The 21015-nt window shown below is 70.8% G+C and carries 19 protein-coding genes and 1 tRNA gene; 9 read left to right on the forward strand and 11 right to left on the reverse strand.

Annotated elements, in window-relative coordinates:
* Positions 1-319 precede the first annotated feature (319 nt).
* Positions 320-1066 (reverse strand): GPP34 family phosphoprotein, encoded by a 747-nt coding sequence (locus ACIA5F_RS25375; RefSeq protein WP_399356736.1) that lies wholly within the window; start codon positions 1064-1066, stop codon positions 320-322.
* A 1543-nt stretch (positions 1067-2609) separates the two neighbouring features.
* Between ACIA5F_RS25375 and ACIA5F_RS25380 the strand changes: the two genes are divergently transcribed.
* The 3 genes from ACIA5F_RS25380 (at position 2610) to ACIA5F_RS25390 (ending at position 6949) form a co-directional block, all read left to right on the forward strand.
* Positions 2610-4313, forward strand: coding sequence for a D-alanyl-D-alanine carboxypeptidase (locus ACIA5F_RS25380; protein ID WP_399356738.1), 1704 nt, complete (start codon positions 2610-2612; stop codon positions 4311-4313).
* Between the two features lie 267 nt (positions 4314-4580).
* Complete coding sequence (locus tag ACIA5F_RS25385) at positions 4581-6515, forward strand: MFS transporter (RefSeq protein WP_399356740.1); 1935 nt, start codon at positions 4581-4583, stop codon at positions 6513-6515.
* A gap of 230 nt (positions 6516-6745) precedes the next feature.
* On the forward strand, positions 6746-6949 hold the full coding sequence (locus ACIA5F_RS25390; RefSeq protein ID WP_399356742.1) for a hypothetical protein: 204 nt from the start codon (positions 6746-6748) through the stop codon (positions 6947-6949).
* A 75-nt stretch (positions 6950-7024) separates the two neighbouring features.
* On the opposite strand, the gene ACIA5F_RS25395 is transcribed toward ACIA5F_RS25390, so the two are convergent.
* From ACIA5F_RS25395 to ACIA5F_RS25420, 6 genes are all read right to left on the reverse strand, one after another.
* Complete coding sequence (locus ACIA5F_RS25395; RefSeq protein ID WP_399356744.1) at positions 7025-7762, reverse strand: class I SAM-dependent methyltransferase; 738 nt, start codon at positions 7760-7762, stop codon at positions 7025-7027.
* 65 nt (positions 7763-7827) lie between these two features.
* Entirely contained in the window at positions 7828-9222 is a 1395-nt protein-coding gene (locus tag ACIA5F_RS25400; protein WP_399356746.1) for a hypothetical protein, read from the reverse strand.
* A gap of 3 nt (positions 9223-9225) precedes the next feature.
* A complete protein-coding gene (locus ACIA5F_RS25405; RefSeq protein ID WP_399356748.1) occupies positions 9226-9990 on the reverse strand; it encodes a hypothetical protein in 765 nt (254 codons plus the stop codon).
* A gap of 42 nt (positions 9991-10032) precedes the next feature.
* The gene (locus tag ACIA5F_RS25410) at positions 10033-10617 is read right to left on the reverse strand and encodes a hypothetical protein (RefSeq protein WP_399356750.1); all 585 of its coding nucleotides are present in this window, start codon (positions 10615-10617) and stop codon (positions 10033-10035) included.
* A 161-nt stretch (positions 10618-10778) separates the two neighbouring features.
* Positions 10779-11078, reverse strand: a complete 300-nt coding sequence (locus tag ACIA5F_RS25415) for a hypothetical protein (protein WP_399356752.1) — start codon at positions 11076-11078, stop codon at positions 10779-10781.
* 79 nt (positions 11079-11157) lie between these two features.
* Positions 11158-11667 (reverse strand): nucleoside-diphosphate kinase, encoded by a 510-nt coding sequence (locus tag ACIA5F_RS25420; RefSeq protein ID WP_184570136.1) that lies wholly within the window; start codon positions 11665-11667, stop codon positions 11158-11160.
* 410 nt (positions 11668-12077) lie between these two features.
* On the opposite strand from ACIA5F_RS25420, the gene ACIA5F_RS25425 reads away from it, so the two are divergent.
* From ACIA5F_RS25425 to ACIA5F_RS25440, 4 genes are all read left to right on the forward strand, one after another.
* Positions 12078-12740 (forward strand): NUDIX hydrolase, encoded by a 663-nt coding sequence (locus ACIA5F_RS25425; protein ID WP_399356754.1) that lies wholly within the window; start codon positions 12078-12080, stop codon positions 12738-12740.
* Positions 12737-13147, forward strand: a complete 411-nt coding sequence (locus ACIA5F_RS25430; protein ID WP_399356756.1) for an NUDIX hydrolase — start codon at positions 12737-12739, stop codon at positions 13145-13147. The genes ACIA5F_RS25425 and ACIA5F_RS25430 overlap by 4 nt, the downstream gene beginning before the upstream one ends.
* A gap of 322 nt (positions 13148-13469) precedes the next feature.
* The gene (locus ACIA5F_RS25435; RefSeq protein WP_399356758.1) at positions 13470-14048 is read left to right on the forward strand and encodes a hypothetical protein; all 579 of its coding nucleotides are present in this window, start codon (positions 13470-13472) and stop codon (positions 14046-14048) included.
* 33 nt (positions 14049-14081) lie between these two features.
* Positions 14082-14615, forward strand: coding sequence for a tyrosine-type recombinase/integrase (locus ACIA5F_RS25440; protein WP_399356876.1), 534 nt, complete (start codon positions 14082-14084; stop codon positions 14613-14615).
* Here the strand turns inward: ACIA5F_RS25440 and ACIA5F_RS25445 are convergent.
* From ACIA5F_RS25445 to ACIA5F_RS25460, 4 genes are all read right to left on the reverse strand, one after another.
* A tRNA-Arg gene (locus tag ACIA5F_RS25445) sits at positions 14577-14649 on the reverse strand. The genes ACIA5F_RS25440 and ACIA5F_RS25445 overlap by 39 nt on opposite strands.
* A gap of 217 nt (positions 14650-14866) precedes the next feature.
* A complete protein-coding gene (locus ACIA5F_RS25450; RefSeq protein ID WP_399356760.1) occupies positions 14867-15190 on the reverse strand; it encodes a DUF427 domain-containing protein in 324 nt (107 codons plus the stop codon).
* Between the two features lie 50 nt (positions 15191-15240).
* Entirely contained in the window at positions 15241-16731 is a 1491-nt protein-coding gene (locus ACIA5F_RS25455) for a collagen-like protein (RefSeq protein WP_399356762.1), read from the reverse strand.
* Positions 16732-16940: 209 nt separating this feature from the next.
* Positions 16941-18221, reverse strand: a complete 1281-nt coding sequence (locus tag ACIA5F_RS25460; protein WP_399356764.1) for a M6 family metalloprotease domain-containing protein — start codon at positions 18219-18221, stop codon at positions 16941-16943.
* A gap of 248 nt (positions 18222-18469) precedes the next feature.
* Here ACIA5F_RS25460 and ACIA5F_RS25465 point away from each other — a divergent pair, with 248 nt between their 5' ends.
* On the forward strand, positions 18470-19222 hold the full coding sequence (locus tag ACIA5F_RS25465) for a TetR/AcrR family transcriptional regulator (RefSeq protein WP_399356766.1): 753 nt from the start codon (positions 18470-18472) through the stop codon (positions 19220-19222).
* Positions 19223-19387: 165 nt separating this feature from the next.
* The gene (locus ACIA5F_RS25470; protein ID WP_399356768.1) at positions 19388-20932 is read left to right on the forward strand and encodes an MFS transporter; all 1545 of its coding nucleotides are present in this window, start codon (positions 19388-19390) and stop codon (positions 20930-20932) included.
* Positions 20933-21015: the final 83 nt, after the last annotated feature.

Genomic DNA, 21015 nt, shown 5'->3' on the forward strand with positions numbered 1-21015 from the left:
CCTGACCCCCACCCCCCCCCCCCCGCGCGCCCCCCCCGGCCCCCCGCCTCACAAACACGCCCCGACAGCGCCGCCGCGGGCGGGGGGGGGGGGCCCCCCGGGCCCCCCCCCCCCCCCGCGTTCGCGGCTCTCCCGGCCGGATCTCACGGACCCGGTCGCGGTGGTGGCCCCGCGGTGACGGCATCGCCGTGACACCGCGGTGTCCTGCGGCGGTACCGCGCCGTTGTGCGGTACCGCACTGCTGTCCTGCCGTGTTCTGGTGGTGCGTCGCCTCCGTGGTGCCGTGGTGTCGTGGCCTAGGCCGTGGCCGAACTCCGGATCAGTGCGCGGCCACGCGGGCCATCGCACCCGTCCGGCGCGGCTGGAGCGGCTGGAGCGGAAGTCCGCCGCCCGCCGTGGCGCGTTCGGGCGGTGCCGGCACCCGGTCCCGGCGCGGCTGGGCCGCCACGCCGTTCTGGACGTCCATGACGGCGTGCGCCACGAGACCGCCCATCGGGTCGTGCCGGATCAGGTCCCGCAGCCGGGACCTGGACGACCGGCCCTCGTTGCCCGGGTACAGGTGCTTGCCGAGTCCGACCGCGTGGGCCAGTGCGGCGAGCGCCGCGGTCCGCGGGTCCGGCGGTACGCCGGTGCGGATCGCGCTGTCGAGCCGGGAGCGGATCTCCCTGCTGATCGCCGTGTCCGTCGCCTGGTAGCGAGTTGTCGGCAGCACCCCGCACATCTGGCCCGCGACGGCATGGACCATGCCGCAACGCTCCAGGTGAGCGAGGTAGATCTGACGCAGCCCCAGTCGGGGCCCGCCGATCCAGTGGACGGCCCGGACCGGACTGCCGCGCCTGCGCAGCAGTTCCAGTGCGGAGTCCAGAGTCGGATCTCCTGTCGGCCGTGGCATCACCACGGCGATACGATCCCCGTCAGGGGCTATCCGTCCTGCCAGAGCCAGCTCCACTAGCTGTGCCCCGGCCAGGCCGAGGTCGAGCGACTGCGGCTGCGCCGTGGTACCCGTGGCCGGGTCCAGGGCGAGCAACAGAAGCTCCTCCGGAATTGTTCTGCGGCTCCTGCCCATCCATGCCTCCCCGCGTGGATGAGTGACAGGGTGACGCCTCTCACATTCATCTGTCGAGAGCACGTGGTCGCTTTGCGGGGGAACCTATAGCTATGTCGTTCTCGTCTCGCACGGGGGCGATGCCCCCTAGACGGGACACTGTTAGACATTCGGGCAGCCGGACGTGGCGGCGAGCGAGGAGGAACTGGTGGTGGGCGAGTCCCCCGACAAGTCGGTAGATGAAGGAGCCTCGGGGGCGGCGAAGTCCTCCGCGCAGCACGACCCGAGACTGTCGGTGTTCCGGCCGAGGGACCCGGAACCCGGGACCCGCCTGGGCTCCGCCTCCGCCCCGGATGCCACCGCCCCGGATGCCACCGGCCCGGATCTCGCTTCGGATTCCTCCTCGGGACCCGACTCGGATTCCGGTTCCGGTTCGGCTTCGGGCTCAGCTTCGGGCTCGGGCTCGGGCTCCACGCCGGACCCGGATGCCGATGCTGATGCCGCTTCCGGTCCGAGTCCGGATTCGGACTCGGCTTCCGCGTCAGGTTCCGATTCAGGTGCCGAGGGGGGTTCCGAGCCGGAGTCCGTCCCGGGTTCCCGCTCGGGTTCCGCTTCCGAGGCGGGCCCGGCTTCCGCCACTGCTTCCGGTACGGGTGACCGTGTCGCCGGGGGCGCCGTCGTCGCGGGGGGTGGTTCCGCCGGGACGGGGAAGCCGGACCCGTTGCGGCAGGCGGTGGCGGCGTGGGTCGCCACGGCCGACGATGCCCCCGCCGAGGACGAGCGGGACGCCGATCCGGCCGCCGAGACGGTCACCTTCAACGCCTTCGGTGCCCGGCCCGCGCCCGGCACCGCCCGCCGGCCCGAGCCTCCTGCGGCCCGGCCCGCACCCGTCGGCGAGGACCCCGCCCCGGTCGCCGGTGAGAAGCCGGCCGGGGACGAGAAGCCGGACGCCGTCGAGCGCACCGCCGTCTTCCGCACGGTGAAGCCCGGCACGGCTGGTGCTGGCACTGGTGCCAGCGCGCCTGCTGGTGCTGTCTCAGATGCTGACGACGCTTCCGATTCCGATTCCGCTTTGGATGTTCGCTCGGGTTCCGCTTCCGCTTCGGCACGCGTCCTGCCCGCCGCCGGGTCCCGGGACGACCAGGAGCCGACCGGAGGGAAGCCGGGTGACGAGAAGTCCGACGGGGGAACACCGGGTGGTGTGGAGGGCGGCACGCCGAAGTCGAAGCCGGGGTCTTCGGAGAAGGCGGCTCCGGCCGCCGGGGCGGCCGCGCCTGCGGAGAAGCTCGCGCGGTCGCCCCGTAGTGATTCCGCTTCTGGTTCCGATTCGGGTCCTGATTCGGATTCCGATTCGGCGCGGCCGAAGGTTGTGGAGGAGCCTGCGGAAGTTGAGCGGACCGCTGTGTTCCGGGCGGTGAAGCCGGGCGTGACTCCCCCCGCCACAGGTTCCGGTTCAGGTTCCGCTTCTGGTTCGGGTTCGGGTTCCCGTTCGGGATGGCCGAAGCTCGCCGAGGGGCCTGTGGAGGGGCCCGAGGACAGTGAACGGACTGCTGTCTTCCGGGCCGTGAAGCCGGGTACGGCTCCGGCCGGCGCGGCGGAGGCGGGGAAGGCGCCGAAGGCACCGAGAACACCGAAGGCGCCGGAGGCCAGCACCTTCGTGCCGCTGCGCACCGACGACGTCACCGCGCGCCCCGACCTCCTGGAGAACCCGAAGACCGCTCCCGCCGGTCCCGGGACACCCCCCGGCGACCGGAAGCCCGCGGCCCCCGCCGCGCGCCCGGGGTCCGGCCGGGCCCCGGCGGCCCCGCCCGGCACCCCGAAGCCCGCGACGGCTCCCGGAGCCACCGCGCCGGGAGCACCCGTACCCGCGGCGCCCGGGGGCGCCGGGAGCGGACCCCGTACCGCCGTGCCCGCGCCGGGGTCGCGGGCCGCCGTAGGTCCGGCCTGGGTGTCCGAGCGGACCACGCAGCAGCCCCTGCCGCCCCGGCCGCCGCTCGACATGCTGGCGGACCTCACCAACAACCCGCCCCCGCCGCCGAGCGCCCTGCGCACCGCCGTCCGGCGGTTCAAGATCTACGCGCCGCTCGTCGCGCTGCTCGTGATCATCCTCGGTGTCGTCCAGCTCGTGCGTCCCCTGCCCGCGCCGACGCTCGTGATGAGCGCGAAGTCCTCGTACACCTTCCCCGGAGCCGCGCCCGAGCTGGTCTGGCCCACCGAGGGGCAGGCGTACATGGCCGCCGCCGGTCTCGGCACGCTCGGCCAGTCCGGCGAGCAGAAGCCCGTACCGATCGCGAGCGTCACCAAGTCGATGACGGCGTACATCATCCTGCGCGACCACCCCATCAAGAAGGGGGAGAAGGGCGCGATGATCGACATCGACAAGACGGCCGAGACCGAGGGCAAGAAGAACAACTCGACCGACAACGAGTCCACCCTCGACACGGTCAAGGAGGGCGACAAGATCTCGGAGTACGACGCGATCGCCGCCCTGATGATCCCGTCGGCCAACAACATCGCGCGGCTGCTCGCGCGCTGGGACGCCGGTTCCCAGGAGGCGTTCGTCAAGAAGATGAACGACACCGCCAAGGAACTCGGCATGACCAGAACCACCTACACCGACCCCTCGGGCCTGGACGCGACCACCGTCAGCACCGCCGAGGACCAGGTCAAGCTGGGGCTGAAGCTCGTCGAGATGGAAACGCTGCTGGACATCACCAAGAAGCCCAGCTGGGTCGATCCGTCCGGCAAGAACTGGCCGAACTGGAACCGTCTGGTCCCGTTCAACGACTCGCTCGGGATCAAGACCGGTACGACGACGAAGGCCGGCGGAAACCTCCTCTTCGCCGCGCAGAAGAAGATCGGCAACACCAACCAGCTGATCGTCGGGGCCGTCCTCGGCCAGCACAAACCGGCCATCATCGACACCGTGATCGCGGCGAGCAAGCAGCTGATGATCTCCACGCAGAAGTCCCTGAACGGCGCGTCCGTCGTGAAGAAGGGCGATGTCGTGGGGTACGTGGACGACGGGCTCGGCGGCCGGACACCGGTCGTCGCCACCGCCGACGTGCAGGCGGTCGGCTGGGCCACGCTCACCGTGGACATCAAGCTGGGCGACGGCGGCGGCAAGCTCCCGCAGACGGCGAAGGCCGGCACCGAGGTCGGCGTGCTGACCGTGGGCGAGGGGGTCAGCCAGGTGAAGGTACCGGTGGCGCTGCGCGGTGAACTGGCCACGCCGGGCATCGGCAGCAAGCTCACCCGCGTCGGCTGACTGAACCGCGTCGGCTGACCCGCGTCGGCCGGCGTGAGCTGGCCGGCGTGAGCTGGTCGGCGTGCGCCGGGCGATGCGCGCCTCGGGCCCGGCCAGTGGCCCGATCCGGCCGGGCAACCCGGGCCGTGCGCCGCGTCGGCCGTCGAGTGGTGAGAGCCTGGAACCGGCGCCCCGGGGAACCCCCGGGGCGCCGGAGCGCGTCCTGAGGGGCGGAAGTCGTCGGCCGGGGCGTTTCCCGGCCGGGTGCGGAGAGTGGGGAGTGCGGCCGTGACCACCGCCGAGCAGCAGGGTCCGCGTCCACAGGGCGAGGGCCCCGACCGGGACGGGCGTCAGGGCCGGGACGAGGTTCCGGGCCCGGGTGGGGTTCCGGGCCCGGGTGGGGCCGGTGGCCGGGTGCGCGGGGTCGGCTGGGCCCGGCGGCGTCCGGTGGTCGTCGCCACCGCGCTCGCCGCCGTCCTCCACGTCGTCTGGTTCCTCTGGTTCGCCAACAGCGGCGGCGACCTGGCCGCGCAGGACGCCTGGGCCGAGTTCGTCGGCCGCCATCCCGACTCGGCGTACAACCTCGCCTGGTACGGCGGCATGCACCCGGTCTCGTACAGCGTGATCTCGCCGTACGTCATGCACGTGCTCGGCGTCCGGACCACGATGATGATCGCCGGCACGGTCTCGGCCGGGCTGCTCGCGCTCGTCCTGACCCGGTGCCGGGGGGCCGTCCGCGAGCCCCTGTGGCCCGCCCTGGCCGGGGTGTACGGGCTGTTCTGCAACGCTCTGTCCGGCCGTGTCACCTTCGGCCTCGGCGTGATGTTCGCGCTCGGCGCGGTCGCCGCCGTCTTCTGCTGGCCCCGGAAATGGTCCGCGCGGCGCTGGGCCAAGGCCGTCGTGACCGCCGCGCTCGCCGCGCTGGCGACCGCCTCCAGCCCCGTCGCCGGGCTCTTCCTCGGGGTGATCGCCGCCGCGCTGTTCCTGAACGGGCGGCGGCCGGGCGCGTACGCGCTGGGGCTGCCCCCGACGGCCGTGGTCGGCCTCTCGGCCTGGCTGTTCCCCTTCTCCGGCACGCAGCCGATGCGGCTGGGCTCGGCCTGGCTGCCGTTCGTCTTCGCGCTGGTGGTCCTGTTCTTCGTGCCGAAGGCGTGGCGGACGGTCCGGACCGCCTCGGCCGTCTACGCCTTCGGGGTGTTCCTGACCTGGGCGATCGACTCCCAGGTCGGCTCGAACGTGACCCGGCTGGTCATGCTCTTCGGCGGCGCGGCGATGCTCGCGGCCCTCCCGTACGTCTCTCCCGCACCTCCCTCCCGGCCGCCGCTGGAAGCGCCCCCGCAGGCACAGCAGACCCCACAGGCACAGCAGGCACAGAGGGTGCGTCCGTGGCGCCGGTACGCCCTGCTGCTCGCCTTCGTCGGGCTGAACGCCTGGATCACCACGAACGGCGTCACGGACATCATCCGCACCACCCCGGTGGCCGCCTGGAACCGGGAGCTGGCCCCGCTCGTCGACCAGCTGCGCAAGGTGGGCGCGGAGCGCGGCCGGGTCGAGGTGGTCCCGGTCAGCAGCCACCGGGAGTCCTCGGCCTTCCCCTCGTACGTGAACCTCGCGCGCGGCTGGAACCGGCAGGCGGACCTGGAGCGGAACCCGCTCTTCTACGACGGCACGCTCACCGCCGACAGCTACCGGGCCTGGCTGGACCGCTGGGCCGTGCACTACGTGGTGCTGCCCGCCGACCGGCCCGACGCGGGCGGCAAGGACGAGGCGGAGCTGGTGCGCCAGGGACTCCCGTACCTCCAGCAGGTGTGGGGCGACGCGCACTGGCAGCTGTTCACGGTGCGGGAGCCGACGGACCTGGTGACCGGGCCGGCGCGGGTGGTGCGGACCGGCGCCGACCAGCTCGTCCTCGACGTCGGGGCGGCCGGCCGGGTGCGGGTGCGCGTCCCGTACTCGCCGTGGCTGGGGCTGGTGGACGCGGAGGGCAGGCCGGTGGCGCCGCCGCAGGAGACGCCCGCCTCGCGGGCGCGGGGCGAGGACGCGCTCCCGAAGGAGTACGCGAACACGGCCGGGTGCCTGTTCAAGGCCGAACCGGAACCGGACGGCACCGGCGACGTGTGGACGGAGCTGCTGGCCCCGGGCCCGGGCCAGTACCGGGTGGCGTCCAAGTACCAGCTGCCCCGGGGGACGCCCTGCCCGGCGGAACTGCTCCCACGGAACTGACGCACCCCTGATCCAGAATTCTTTACGTCCGGTCCAGGTGCGTTGGTCCGTATATCTGCATACGATCCCAGTAATGGAACGCCATTCGACGCGGCTGTCGACGCGGCTGTCGGCGCAGCTGCCGATGGAGACGTAGTAGACGTATACGTAGATCGATGCCATGTCTGTGCCACGTCCGTGCCGTGTCGACGCCTGTCGACGGGGCGCTTCCCGAGGGAGTTGACGACGGGATGAGCAAAGAGCAGAAGCACGACGTCCAGGCGGCCATCGCGAGGGCGCAGGACCAGCTCCGGCTGCCGCCCGTGCTGGGCCACGGCTTCGAGGGCCCGGTGCGGAGCAAGGTCAAGGGCGGCGCGCACACGAAGGCGGCCCTCAAGCGCGCGGGCACCCCTCAGGGCGACCGCATCGGCGAACGCAGCCGCGGCCTGAGCTGACCACCCGGACCGGGCGGGGCCGGGGTCGGGGCTGGCCGAGGCCGGGCGGCCACCGCCCAGACGAGCACAAGATCGCTACTTCGTCGCGATGACGTAGACGCTGCCCCACCGGCGCTTGGGGTTGGCCAGAGCAGGGTCGAAGGTCCACGGCTCGACGGTCGCGAAACCCGCCTCGGTGAAGAGATGGACCAGCTTTTCGTGGTCGTAGGCCCACAGGTGCGGGGTGTAGTTGAGGTCGTCGTCCTGGTCGCGGAAGACCAGGTTGACGAGGTCGAGATAGGTGTTGATGTCCCCCAGGCAGTCCCGTTTGCCGTACCAGCGGCTGATCATCTCGTCGGCCTCGCGCAGTGGCCCGGGGTACTGGTTCAGGACGAACCCGGCGTCGGGGACGCCGGTGATGATCCGACCGCCCGGTTTGAGCACGCGGTGGGCCTCACGGACGTAGTTCTTGGCGGAGCGGGGATAGTCGATGTGCTCCAGGAAGTGCTCGGAGAAGATCAGGTTCACCGTGTCGTCGTGCAGGGGTATGCCTTCGCGGATGTCCCAGAGGAGATCGGCCGGCGGGACGAGATCGATGTTGTAGAAGCCGTCGGCAAGGTGGGTTCCGCCGCCGATCTGGACGCAGGCGGGCTTCTCGTCGATACGGCCGCTGGGCCAGGCACGCTGGCTGGCGTGGTGGTAGCGGTGGAGAACAAGCTCCTTGGCCGCCGCGCGCAAGGTGCGGGCCAGACCGTGGGTCGTCGTGGGTTCGGCCAGGACGGCGGCGATCTGCTCGCCGAGGAGGGCGGTGGAGGGCATGGAGATGTAGCTCATCGCGGGGTCTCCTACGCGTGAGGCTGTTCAGGGGCGGGGAATGTGTCCGCAGGGGGTGGCGTTGGTCAGACAGCGCTGGGGGCAGGTGCGGCCCACTGGTTGTTGCGCATCAGGGTGTACTTGATGTCCACCAGCCGCGGGGCGATCGTCAGCGAGAGCTGCTCGGTCGGGTGGAGGTGGCCGGTGTCGTCCTGCTCGGCCCGCCATACGCGGTAGTCGAGGTTGGGGTAGGCGGGGTTGATACCGATCTCGCCCTTGGGCATCGTGCCGTTGAACGGCGCGACGATGTCCATGTGGTTCCAGTAGTTCCAGGCTTGCAGCGCCTTGTACTGGTCGAAGTAGAAGTAGAAGTCCGGGTAGCGGCCGAAGGTACGCAGCTCCCGGTGGATGAGGTGGCCGAGGAGAGGCCCGAGCGGGGTGGCCAGGTCGTCGAATTCCCAGCGTGTGCGGTGCCAGCCGTCGGGTGCCTCGCCGGGGGCGAGGAGCCGGGCGGCGACGAGGTAGCTGATCCGCTCGACCAGGTAGGTGCTCGTGTGGTCCGCGTCGATGGTCGGGTCGACCTGATGCAGGAGCACGGCGAGCTGCTCGGGGCGGGGACGGAACTTCGCCAGATCGAACTTCCCGGCCATGGCGGGGAAGGATGCGAAGAGCATCTCCTTGTAGAGCCAGTTGTTGAGCTCTCCGAGTTCGGCCAGCCGCTGTGTATCTCGTGACGTCGAGTGGAGCATCAGGTACTCCGCTACCGCCTCGAAGTACAGGTAGCCGAGGATCGGCAGGCGCGGGATGGTCTCGTCAAGCTGGCGGAAGAACGGCTCGGGGGCGACGCGCGTCCCCTGGTAGGCCACGGAGGCGGCTGTAGCGAGGAAGGCAGCCGAGTTCTTGACGCGGCTGACGACGGTCTCGCGAAGGTGGTGGCGTTCGGTCTTGCTCAGCAGGTACTCGAGGTGGCTGTAGATCCGCAGGTGGATGAGGCCCAGCCGCAGATAGTCCACTCCTGCGAGTCCTTGGTACGCCTGCGGCGGCGGATCGACCTCGAAGATCAGGGGGGTGGGGACGCGGTCGGTGACGCCGAGCTTGGCCAGGAAGGCCGGTGCCTCCTTAGTGAGGACGTAGGAGGCCAGGTTGTGCATGCGGAAGCCCTGGCCGGTCTCGGTGAGCGGCGCGCAGTAGATGCTTCCTACGAGGCAGCCGCCGGACGGGTACAGCACTCCCTGCCGGCTGATCTCCTCCAGGGCGTGTGTGACGTGGAGCAGGTGCAGCTTGCCCTTGCCGCTGAGGGCGTCGAAGAGGGCGTTCTGGCGCAGCAGCCTGCCGTTGGGCGTCTGCTCGGCCAGCCGCTTGTCCCAGGCTTCGGCCTGCGCCGCCAGCGGATCGCTGATGTGTGCCGAGCTGGGGACGAGCGCGGAGCCGAAGAACGAGTGAGCGTCGGCCCACAGGTGGTAGGCGTCGAGAAAGTCCACAGGTCACACCAGCCCTGTTTCCGCCAGCGCGTACCGGACGGACTCGGTTCCGCTGGCACCGGCCAGGTGTGCTGTTTCGGAGATGACCACGAGATCGAAGGCGAGGGCCCTGAACCGCTCGAAGTCAGGTACCCGTACGTGCCGGGCGTCGGGCCACCAGGTGAGCTTCGGCAGGCGGTAGCGGTCGAGAGCGTCGGCGGCCTTGACCACGTCGCAGATGCGCTCAGCGCGCTGGTGGTCGGTCCGATCGTCGGCGCTGAAGGCGTCGTACGGCACATCGTGCAGCCGGACGGCCGTGGCCGCCCGCACGATCCGGCTCCGTACGGCGCTGCGGCCGAAGTGGCCCCACACGGTGTCCGCGTTCGCCGCGAGCCACAGGGCGGCACGGGCACCGTGGCCACGGTCGTCCCTGTCGTGCAGACGCTGCCAGTCATGGACAGCGGCGGCCACCACCGCGGTAGCGGTGTCTTCGTCGTCCAGGTCCTGCTCCTCGGCCAGCAGGGCGGCGAGCGCGGTCACCCTCATGCTGTGTCTGATGCCGTGGATCGATTCGTACACATGCGGCTCGGCCAGCCACCTGGCCGGTAACGCCGCCTGTCGAAGGAGTTCCTTCGAGGCCGGCCGAAGGGTGATGCTTCGCATCGGGCTGAGGTCGGGGCGGTTGTCCCTGATCCAGTCGATGGTGGCCCGGTCCATGTACTGGTGGAGCGGCAATCGTCCCTGGGCTGCCAGGTCGATCAGGCTTGCGGTCGCTGAGGTCGTGCTCATCTGTGCCCACCCCCTTTGGTGGTCTACCGCTGTGACGTGCTCCTACCGGAGAGGCGCTGCCTGCTGCTCCCGCTCCTTGCGCTCCTTCTCGGCGGCCTCGAAGGCAACCGTGAAATCGGCCAGCTCCTGCTCGGTCATCAGGGCCACGCCCAGCTCGGCGGCGACATCCGCAATTCGCGCCGCTGCCTCGGTACGGGCCGCGTCCGGCGCACCGTCGTCCAGCAGCACCTCGAACTCGGCGTGGTACCCCCACGCTTCGCTCCACTTGACCGCGATCTCCACCCCTCCGAAGCGGAAGTTGTGGCGCAGGTTGAACGCCTCGTGCATCGCGGTCTCGAAGCCGAGCGCGTTGAACACCTTCACCGCGGCAGCCACGTCGCCCGGTGCGATGTCGAATTCGGTCTCCTCGAAGGCAGCGCCCTGGCCGATCCTGTTCCCTTTGAGGGTGATCTTGGCGGTTCCGGCGGCGGTGTTGTCGGTGACCTTCAAGAGCTGGTCGGGGAGGACATAGAAGTAGATGTGTTTGTCGTCCTGCCCAAGGTCCTCGCCGCCCTCCTTGAGACGGGCGACGAGTCGGTCATGGGCTTCCTTGTCGAAGCGGGCGCGCATCTCGATCTCGACTGCCATGGGGCGTTTGTCTCCTCGGTTCAGGCATGGAGGTGCTGGCCGAATCAGGGCCGCAGGGGCCCGCTCGGTTTCGACGGCGCGTGTGGAATTGGTGATCAGGGAGGGTGATGCGGCCGTCCGGGACCGCAGCCGCATCACCCGAGGTGGATCATCGGACGGGGTCAGGTCAGGTCGCCGAAGCGCCCCTTCACCACACCCGAGTGCAGGTAGGTCGGCAGCGGGACTCCTCCCACGGACGTCCGGGTCGCGGCCACCTGCTCCTCCGTCTCGCTGGGGAAACCCTCCAGCAGCCGAAGACACTGATCCACCCATTCACGGGAGGCGGGCCAGTCACCCAGGTCGCGATGGCGGACCGCCAACGCGTACGAGGTCTCGGCCGCCGCCCACCGATCGGTGGCCAGTTCGCGCTGGAAGATCGACTCCAGCTCCTCGGCGGAGGCCAGACGGGTCTGGTTGGTCATGGTGCCCTCTCGAATCAGACGGTTTTGCCCCAGTAGTGATCAACGCGCAGGCGCCCCCGCAGCGCGCCGTAACCCACTGCTAATAGGTGTAGATCTCGGCCAGCGTCCGATAGTCCTGCAGTTCCTCCTTCTCGAACCACAGCTCGACTTCCTGCTTCGCCTCATCCCGGTTGCCGGAGGCGTGTACGAGGTTGGCCACGGCCTTTCCGGACGCGATGCTGGCCGCAGAGCTGTAGTGGGAGAAGTCGCCGCGCACCGTGCCGGCCGGAGCCTGGTTCGGGTACGTACTGCCGACGATCTTCCGTACGGTGGCGATGGCGTCGAACCCTTCCAGCACCAGAGCGATGACCGGCCCCTGCTGCATGAACGTCGAGGTGACGCTGTAGACCTCCGAGCCCAGCCGCTCTTCGAGGTCGAAGTAGTGGCGCCGGGTGAACTCTGCGTCCATCTGCTTCATCTTGACGCCGACGACCTTCAGGGCCGCGTCTTCGAAGCGCGAGATGATCCTGCCGGCCAGGCCGCGTACCAGCGCGTCGGGCTTGAGCAGGACGAGCGTGCGCTCGGCGGTCTGTGCTTGATCCTCGGCCATTTGTTCCCTTTCGCCTTACTGGCAAGCTGACATGACGGTCACTCAGCCGTCATGTGCCGAGGCTACCGGCGCAGAACCGGCGGCTCGGACGGCCGGTCGTTCCCCCGAACTGACGAAACGGGGGAACGCTGCTGGACAGCACCGAAGGGATGGCGTACGAGCCAAGTTCTCCGTCTTCCCTATCCGCTGTTGAACCTCACCTAAGATCTCCCTGGGCTCGTTCAGCACCTGTACCTACTCCGCGCGTGGCCGCTTCAGGCACCGGGACCGTCCACCGGATGGCACCGTGGACTCGATGGCATTGATTCTCCCCAGGCGCTGTCGGTACGACCATGAAGTGCCAGTGCAGTGACAGTGCATCTTCGGCGCGCGAGTCCCGCACCGAGTGCAACGGCGACGGAGGGGCGAATGTGGACGTGATCAAGGTGTGGAACGGTCACTACGCCTGCCAGCTCCAGTCCGCTCTACGTCTCACCAATGAACAGTTCGCGGCCCAGCTCGGTGTAGCCGTCAGAACGGTCGCTACCTGGCACTCCGATCCAGCCGTCGTGCCCCGCAGGGAAATTCAGCAGCTTCTCGACACGGTCCACGAGCAGGCCCCGCCGTCGGCCAGACAGCGTTTCTCGCTGCTGGCTGCAAGCAGGGGCAGCGACGGGGGCGGTGCGGGGACGGTCGGCGCTCAAGCCCTTCGTGTCGCCATCGCTGTGGTCACCCGCGACGACAGCGTCTTGCTGGTCTGCCGCCGGGACGATGATGCGACGGGCATCACTTGGCAGTTTCCGGCCGGTGTGATCAAGCCCGGGGCGAAGGCCGAGACGGCCACCGTGCGGGAAACGCTGGACGAGACCGGTGTCCACTGCGCGATCAGGCAACAGCTCGGAACCCGGCTGCACCCCGTGACCGGCGTGCTCTGCGAGTACTTCCTGTGCGAGTACCTCGCCGGTGAGGCCACCAACAGCGACACCGTCGAGAACATCGACGTGATGTGGGTGCCCAGAAAATCGGTGACCCGCTTCATCCCCGTCGATACGATCTTCCCACCCATTTTGGCCATCCTGGAGGAGCAGACGTGACACAGCGGAACGCTGACGAGCGGCCCGGGATCGCCGCAGCCATCGTCGTACACGACAGCCGAGTGCTGATGGTGCGGCGTCGGGTCAGTGAGGGCCAACTCTCCTGGCAGTTCCCCGCCGGGGAGGTCGAGCCCGGTGAATCGCGCGAGAACGCCGCTGTACGGGAGACCCACGAGGAGACCGGGCTGAAGGTGAACGCTCTCAAGCTGCTCGGCGAGCGTGTCCATCCGGCGACCGGCCGGCTGATGTCCTACACCGCCTGTGAAGTGGTCAGCGGCACCGCGCACGTCGCAGACGCCGAAGAGCTGGACGAACTCGCCTGGGTCGCCCACGCCGACATTCCCCAGTACGTCCCGTACGGACTGTTCGAACCTGTACAGCAGCACCTGGACGCCACACTGGGCTGACGCCGCCACCAGCCCATCGTGCATCGGCAGGAGGAAGCGGCTGAACCGGCGGAGCCTTGGGCCGTCGCTTCAGCCGCTTCCTCTGGAGTTAGCGCCCAACTGCAGGAGCGGGCCTATCGGTGCCTGCGGTGCAGGTCTTGGGGGTTAGCGGACCCTCCAACCGGTCGTGGGGTAGGTCGGGAGGTGGCCCTGCTGTCGGCTATGGGCAGGTTGGTCGCGTCGGCGGGCAGGTCGGCGGTGCGCCGAAGGCGCCATACGCCAGGAACTCCCGCCACGCGACGACGGCACCTGCCGCTCCTTCAGCCGCGCTGGCTACGACACCTTGAAGGCGGCGCAGGCCGACCTCGACCACGTACGCGCTCTTGTTGGCCTCGTCGAAAGCGACGACCCCGAGGGCCTCGCACACATCGCCGAGCTTCTGGAGCTGGTCGCCGACGAGAAGTCACCGCTGCCGGACATCGAGGCCACCCGGCGGCGCCTTGCCCACGGCCTCGGCCTGACCAGCCGCCTCACTGTCGGGGACTGGCTGGACATGTGGCTGGCCGGCAAGAAGGGGCGGCAGAGCGCGATCAGTCGCGACGAGAGCAACATCCGCGTCCACCTCAAACCGCGCATCGGCCACCTCCGGCTCGACCGCCTTCGCGTGGCCCACCTGTCGGAGCTGTTCGAGGTCATCGCCGAGGCCAACGTCGAGATAGCCGAAGGCAACGCAGCCAGGCGCAAGGCGTTCGAGGGCCTCGCACAGATCCCCTGGAAGGGCCGCGAACACCGCGCTCACCGCAAGGTGATGAAGGCCGCCATCGACGAGATGGAGCCCTACCGCCGGATCGTTGGTGCCGCCACGCGCCAGCGTGTCCGCTCCACCCTCAGAGCCGCGCTGAACGCCGCCATCGCCCAGTAGGACGAGGACCGCGAGAGGTGGGGGAGCGCCTGGGTGGAGACCGGTCGCGTCTTCACCCGGGAGAACGGTGAACTGCTCCACCCCGCCAACGTCACCCGCCGGTTCATCGAGCTGTACGAGGAGATCGGCCTCCCGCCGATCCGCTTCCACGACCTGCGCCACGGTGCCGCGACCCTGGCTCGCGCGGCCGGAGCCGACCTGAAGGACATCCAGGAGATGCTCGGCCACTCGTCGATCACCATCACGGCCGACACGTACACGAGCCTGTTCCCCGAGGCGGACCTGGCCATTGCCGAGGCTGCGGCCCGGCTCGTACCACGCGCACGACCTATCACTGAGTCCCAGCCCCAGCCCGACGCGGCGGAGGAGCCCGGCCCGGAGTCCGTGCCGGATGATGCTGATCCTTTGGGAGAAATTCGGGAGATCAACTCTCCGTCCGCTCACGCAAACGGCCCCGGACGACGAGTCCGAGGCCGAATAGAACCCCTTCCTGGGGGAGAAACCCCAGGTCAGAGCGGTAATGCGTTGTGCCCTCGGCAGGATTCGAACCTGCGACACCGGCTTTAGGAGAGCCGTGCTCTATCCCCTGAGCTACGAAGGCAGTCGAGCTGATCGGCCGGCACGCCCACGGCATGGGCGGGATGTCCGGTTGGACATCTTCTCCCGTGCGTGCGGAGTGGCCGACTGACCGCAGACAGCCTAGCTGATCGTGCCGCGCGGGTGCGCCCCCATTACGGCACTGCGAGCCCCCGGGGGTTCGCAGTGCCACCGGCTCGTGACGAGGCCGGCAGGGCCGACCGTGGCCCGGGGTTCTGGCGTCAGAGGAGCTCGGTGTCGTAGAAGCAGAGGTGGTGCGCGATCGCGGTGACGGCGGGCTTCGGGTCCGGGTACGCCCAGGCGATGTCGGCGCCGCCGGGTACGGACCAGTACCGGGCGTCGCCCTTGAAGGGACAGTGGGTCCGGGTGTCGGAGGGTGTGAGCAGGTCCATGCGTACGTCCTCCGGCGGCAGGTAGTACCGCACGGGGCAGCCCGTCTCCCGGAGCGTGACGGCGCGTCGGCTCTCGGCCAGTACCTGTCCGTCCCGTACGACGCGCACGTGCGGGCCGGTCTGCTCGATGGTGATGTCGTGTCCACGTGTCATACGGTCCTCAGCGTCGGCGCCCGGCCGCTTCTTCCCGGGACCGGCGCCGTTCATCCGCGAGGCCGCGCCGGGGCAGGACGCTCCCCGGCCCCGGCACGGGAGTCGGCGGCATCGGCGTCAGTATCGGCACCAGAGCCAGCACCAGAGCCAGAGCCAGAGCCAGCGCCGGCGCCGGTGCCGTTGGCCGGGCCGAGGAATTCGACGACCGCGAGTACCCCGACGACGCCGAGGGCCAGCCAGAACGTGACCATGCCGGTCGGGTGCGACCAGAGGGCGAACACCAGTGCCGCCAGCAGGACGACGCCCCAGTTCAGCCGGGTCTTGTTGCGGCGGACCCAGGAGCCCGCGGCGCCCGTGTCCACGCCCGTCGCGTTCCGTGCGGCGCCGATCCCCGCCTGCCAGACCGTACGGGTCCGCACCGCCCGGGGCCCGGGGCCGCTCACCCAGGCGCCCACCGCGACCAGCACGCCGAGGGTGACCACCGTGCGCACGGCGGCGCGCAGGAAACGGATCAGGGTGTCGTAGACCGACCCGGCGGCGGCCGGGCTGACGGAGGGCGGCAGGGCGTCCAGGTAGAACGGCCGGAAGAGGCTCAGGCCGATCCCGAGGGCGCCGACGGAGACGGCGACGGCGAGCGCCGTGGTGATCAGCGCCCGGCGGCGCCGGGAGGCGAGGAACACGCCCGCGGCGGCGAACAGCACGGTGACGGCGGGCATCCAGTTCCCCAGGATCTGGAGCAGCCTGAACCCGGCCTTGACCGTGCCGAGCTTCTCGGAGCTCATGACGGTGAAGCCGGTGTGCACGACGGGGATCTTGCCCGCCACGGTGAGTCCCTCGCCGACGAGCCGTTGCTTGACCTCCTCCACCACCGGGGCGAGGTCGACGGTGACGGCGTCGCCCTTGAGCACGAGCGTGCCGCCCCCGCCGGTGAGCGCCTTGTCCACGGCGCCGTGCGCGCGCTGGTTCAGCTCGGTCCAGAGCGTGGCGAACGCGGCGCTGGAGACGAACCGCGCGGTCACGTTCTGGACGAGGTTCTTGAGGGCGGCGTTGATGGGCCCGTCGAGCTTGCCCAGCGCGGCCTCAAGTTTCGGCCGGTCGTCCGGTGCCACCTGTTCGAGGAGCGCGGCGGTGTCGATGTGCTCCGTCACGAGGCCGCTCACCCGGTTCGCCACGCCCGCCTGGACGGCGGGATCGGAGGCGAGCGGAGCCACGGTCGCGACATAGCGGTCGGTGTCGCCGACGATGGCGCTGGTCCACACCGCGACGACCGACAGGGGCGCCATGACGACCGCCAGCGCGATCAGTACGGCGGCCAGGGCCGACCGGGCGCGGTGGCGGGGCCGGTGCGGCCCGCGCGCTTCCAGGGCGGCGACCCTGCCGCGCAACGCGGCCAGTTCGGTCAGCTCGGCCTGTCCGGCCGGGCCCGCCTGTCCGGCCGGGCCCGCCTGTCCGGCCGGGCCCGCCTGTCCGGCCTGTCCCGCCGGGCCGGGTGTTCCGTGCGCTCCGGGTGCGCCGTGCGCCGAGGTGTCACCGCTGCTCATGGACCATCCCCACGCCGTCCTCACACCGTTCCCGCGCCGTCCCCGTGATTCGGGCGGGGCTCCCGGACCGGAGATGCGCCCGGGCACGTCCAGCTAAAGCCCGCGCCGCCCGCCCCGCCAATCGGGAGCCACCCGGCCGCACGGGTGACCGCACCCGGCCGCGTTGCCGGCACGCCCGACCGGCTCCGGCCCCCGGCCCCGGGCGCCCCTCACGGGCGGGTGATGCGGACCTGGTAACTGCCGTTGCGGAGTTCGCCCACCACCGAGATGCTGATGCCCGAGGTCTCGTCGGTGAAGGTCTCGCCCGGCCGGAACGGCGCGTCCGACAGTTCCGCGTGGACGTTGGGCCGCCTGGTACAGCCGCCGCTCGCGTGCGCGCTGTCCGTCACCGTCACCGGGCCGCGTCCGGTGTCCACCTCGGAGTCGACCTTGTAGATGAGGACCCCGGGCTTGCAGACGGCCTCGTCGTTCCCGGCCCGGGTGCGCACCTCCACCGCGTAGCCGGAACTCTCCGACAGGGGGACGAAGGCCAGCTTCGTGCCGCCCTCCACCGCCAGCGGCGACAGGACGTGGTCGCTGATGCCGGGCTTCGCCGCGCAGCTGATCTGCGTGCCGTCCAGCCAGCCGAGCTTCCACTTGTGCCAGCCGAGCAGGTCGTTGTTGGCACCCCAGTCCTCGCTCATGATGTCCCAGTGCCCGACCGCGCTCCCGCCGTCCGCGGTGTAGAGGTCGGGGAGGCCGAAGACGTGGCCGTTCTCGTGCGGGAGCACCCGGTAGCCGGTCTCCCGGTAGCTGCCGGAGCCGTCGTCCTGGCGGCTGTAGACGAAGGACGTGTTGGCGAGCGGCACCCCGTCGGCCACCGGCGCCTCGTTGTTGCCCGAGAAGGTGACCGACAGGACGGTGTCCAGCGCGGAGGGCCCGGCGTTCGGGGTGACGAGGATGTTGACCAGGTCGTAGCGGCTGAAGTCCACCTCGGAGTCGGCGGCCTTCACGATGTGCTCGACGAGCTGCCGGTAACCGGGCTCGTACGGGGAGCCGCGCTCGATCCCGTACGAGGCGAAGGGCATCGGCATCCGGAGCCAGCCCGTCACGGGGGCCTCGGCGCGGTAGCTGAGGCGGCCGTAGGAGCTGGTGCGGAACCAGTCGGAGGTCTGGGGGAAGAACTCGGCCATCCGGTCGGCGGCCGTGCCCTCGCCCTTGGCGTCGGGGAAGTCGATCATCAGGTTCAGTGCCCGGACCTCGCCGGTCGAACGGGCGTACCCGGGCGGGGTCGGCAGCCCCTCGGAGAGCTGGACGCCCATCGCACCGGCTATCCGGCAGGGCGCGAGCGCCGACTCGACGGTGGTCGCGGCCACGGGCCCGGCGGCCGAGCGGCTGCGGTCGGGTACGGCGGTGCTGGCGGTCGCGGTGACGCCGAGGGCCAGCAGGGTGAGGCCGATGTACACGCGGGTGCGGTGCGGTGCGGATATCCGGCGGCGGGTCTGCGTCATGGAGATCGCCTTCCGGTGCGCGGCAGCCGGCCGGGCCCGGTCTGCGCTCTGTGCGATCACCCTCCGCCGGGCGCGGCGCGCCCGCGCGCCGGAGGCGGCCGAACGTGGAAGGGCGTGTGGCTCGGCTCACACCAACGAGTGAAATAACCGGGGACGTGATCCCCGTTTGCATGGGAGTCCCGCGAAGTGGGGACCAGTTCCCCGTTTGGGGACGGCCGTACGAGTCCCCGTGCCAGGAAGGCCCCGCAATGAACCGCTCCACCGCCGTCGCCACCCCGGCGGAGCACCCTGCGGGGCACCCCGGCCGGGAGTCGGCACGGGAGCCGGACCGGGAACCGGCACAGGAGCCGGACCGGACGCCCCGTACGCCCCGGCCCCGTACGCCCCGGCCCCGCGCGGACGCCGTCCGCAACCGGGAGCGCATCCTGACGGCCGCCCGCGAGGTGCTCGTCGAGTTCGGACCCGGAGCCCCGTTCGACGAGGTCGCCCGCCGGGCCGGCATCGGCAACGCCACCCTCTACCGGCACTTCCCCGACCGGGCCGCCCTCGTCCACCACGTCGTCCTCTTCGTCATGGACCGGGTCGCCGCCCACGCGGAGGCGGCCCTCGCCGAGGAGCCGGACGCCTTCGCCGCGCTCCAGCGCTTCACGCACGCCGCGGCCGACGAGCGGATCGGCGCCCTGTGCCCCATGCTCGCCGGGGACTTCGACCGCGAGCACCCCGAACTCCTCGCCGCGCGCGACGCCTTGGACGCGGCGAGCGCGGCCCTGCTGGCCGAGGGGCAGCGGGCGGGCCTGATCCGGGCGGACATCGGCGTCGGCGACCTGATGATCGCCCTCTCCCAGCTCAGCCGCCCGCTCCCGGGCACGGCCTGTCTCGACGTGGACCGTTTCTTCCACCGTCATCTCCAGCTGTTCCTGGACGGGTTGCGCACCCCGGCCCGCTCCGTGCTGCCGGGCTCGGCGGCCACCATGGAGGACCTGCGACAGAAGGCCGGCTGACCCCGGGACCGGCCCGGTGGCCCGGTGGCCCGCACGGCCGCCCCGCCCCGAACGTCCCCAGCCCCCACCCCCAGCCCCCCACCCCCAGCCCCCCACCCCCAGCCCCCCGAACACCTCCTCCGAACTTCCCTTTTCAGTCATTTGCACAGCGAAGTGGGTACCCCCATGTCAAAAACAGCCGAGACCGGGCCGCTGGGCGCCGATCCCAGCCGCTGGAAGGCGCTCGTCTTCATAGCGCTCGCGCAGCTGATGGTCGTCCTCGACGCGACCATCGTGAACATCGCCCTCCCCTCCGCCCAGACCGACCTGGGCATCTCGGACGGCAACCGCCAGTGGGTCATCACCGCCTACGCGCTGGCCTTCGGCGGACTGCTCCTCTTCGGCGGCCGGATCGCCGACACGTGGGGCCGCAAGAACGCCTTCGTCGTCGGTCTCATCGGCTTCGCCCTGGCCTCCGCGCTCGGCGGCGCCGCCACCGGTGAGGCCATGATGCTCGGCGCCCGCGCCCTCCAGGGCGTCTTCGGCGCGCTGCTCGCCCCGGCCGCCCTCTCCCTGCTCGCGGTGATGTTCACCGACGGCAAGGAGCGGGCCAAGGCGTTCGGCATCTACGGTGCGATCGCGGGCGGCGGCGGCGCCGTCGGCCTGATCCTCGGCGGCTTCCTCACCGAGTACCTCAACTGGCGCTGGACCTTCTTCGTCAACATCCCCTTCGCCGTCGTCGCGGCCGTGGGTGCCTGGCTGGTCATCCGCGAGCCCGCCGGTTCCCGCAACCGCGCCCCGCTCGACATCCCCGGCGTGGTCCTGTCCACGCTCGGCCTCGTCTCGCTGGTCTACGGCTTCACGCGCGCCGAGTCCGAGGGCTGGTCGGACCCGCTGACCGTGGGCCTGTTCGTCGCCTCGGTCGTGCTGCTGGCCGCCTTCGTGCTCACCGAGTCCAAGGTCCGCTCCCCGCTGCTGCCGCTGCGCGTCCTGCTGGAGCGCAACCGCGGCGGCGTCTACCTCTCGCTCGGCCTCGCCGTCATCGCGATGTTCGGCCTGTTCCTCTTCCTCACCTACTACCTCCAGGTCGTCAAGGGCTTCTCGCCCGTCAAGACCGGCTTCGCCTTCCTCCCCATGGTCGTGGGCATGATCGCGGGCTCCACGCAGATCGGCGCCCGCCTGATGAACCGGGTCCCGCCGCGCCTGCTGATGGGGCCGGGCTTCCTGGTCGCCGCCTCCGGCATGCTGCTGCTGACCCAGCTGGAGGTCGACTCCTCGTACCCGGCGCTGATCCTGCCCGCGCAGCTCCTGCTCGGCCTCGGCATGGGCACGGCCTTCATGCCGGCCATGTCCCTCTCCACCTACGGGGTGGACCCGGCGGACGCCGGTATCGCCTCCGCCATGGTCAACACCTCGCAGCAGGTCGGCGGCGCCATCGGCACCGCGCTGCTGAACACCATCGCCGCCTCGGCGACCACCGCGTACCTGACCGACCACGCGGCCGAGGCCGCGGCGGGCGGCCCGGCGGCCCGGCTGGTCCAGGCCCAGGCCATGGTCGAGGGCTACTCCGCCGCCATCTGGTGGGCGGTCGGCGTCCTGCTGATCAGCGCGGCCCTCGCCCTGGCCCTGATCACCGCGGGCCGTCCGGACGCGGGCGACCCCGCCGCCTCGGGTCCCGGAGCGGACACCGACACCGGTGCCGCGCCCAAGATGCCCGTGATCGCCCACTGACCGAAGCCCGGGAATGAAACGACGGCCCCTTCTCGTTCAAATTTGAACAAGGAGGGGCCGTCCGGCTGCCGGAGGGGCCCCGC

Source organism: Streptomyces sp. NPDC051567, assembly GCF_044454165.1.
Taxonomy (GTDB): domain Bacteria; phylum Actinomycetota; class Actinomycetes; order Streptomycetales; family Streptomycetaceae; genus Streptomyces.

Coding starts and splice junctions, on each gene's coding strand:
- ACIA5F_RS25375 (WP_399356736.1), bottom strand. CDS start 1,066: ATGGGCAGGAGCCGCAGAACAATTCCGGAGGAGCTTCTGTTGCTCGCC.
- ACIA5F_RS25390 (WP_399356742.1), top strand. CDS start 6,746: ATGAGCAAAGAGCAGAAGCACGACGTCCAGGCGGCCATCGCGAGGGCG.
- ACIA5F_RS25395 (WP_399356744.1), bottom strand. CDS start 7,762: ATGAGCTACATCTCCATGCCCTCCACCGCCCTCCTCGGCGAGCAGATC.
- ACIA5F_RS25405 (WP_399356748.1), bottom strand. CDS start 9,990: ATGAGCACGACCTCAGCGACCGCAAGCCTGATCGACCTGGCAGCCCAG.
- ACIA5F_RS25410 (WP_399356750.1), bottom strand. CDS start 10,617: ATGGCAGTCGAGATCGAGATGCGCGCCCGCTTCGACAAGGAAGCCCAT.
- ACIA5F_RS25415 (WP_399356752.1), bottom strand. CDS start 11,078: ATGACCAACCAGACCCGTCTGGCCTCCGCCGAGGAGCTGGAGTCGATC.
- ACIA5F_RS25420 (WP_184570136.1), bottom strand. CDS start 11,667: ATGGCCGAGGATCAAGCACAGACCGCCGAGCGCACGCTCGTCCTGCTC.
- ACIA5F_RS25450 (WP_399356760.1), bottom strand. CDS start 15,190: ATGACACGTGGACACGACATCACCATCGAGCAGACCGGCCCGCACGTG.
- ACIA5F_RS25455 (WP_399356762.1), bottom strand. CDS start 16,731: ATGAGCAGCGGTGACACCTCGGCGCACGGCGCACCCGGAGCGCACGGA.
- ACIA5F_RS25460 (WP_399356764.1), bottom strand. CDS start 18,221: ATGACGCAGACCCGCCGCCGGATATCCGCACCGCACCGCACCCGCGTG.
- ACIA5F_RS25465 (WP_399356766.1), top strand. CDS start 18,470: ATGAACCGCTCCACCGCCGTCGCCACCCCGGCGGAGCACCCTGCGGGG.
- ACIA5F_RS25470 (WP_399356768.1), top strand. CDS start 19,388: ATGTCAAAAACAGCCGAGACCGGGCCGCTGGGCGCCGATCCCAGCCGC.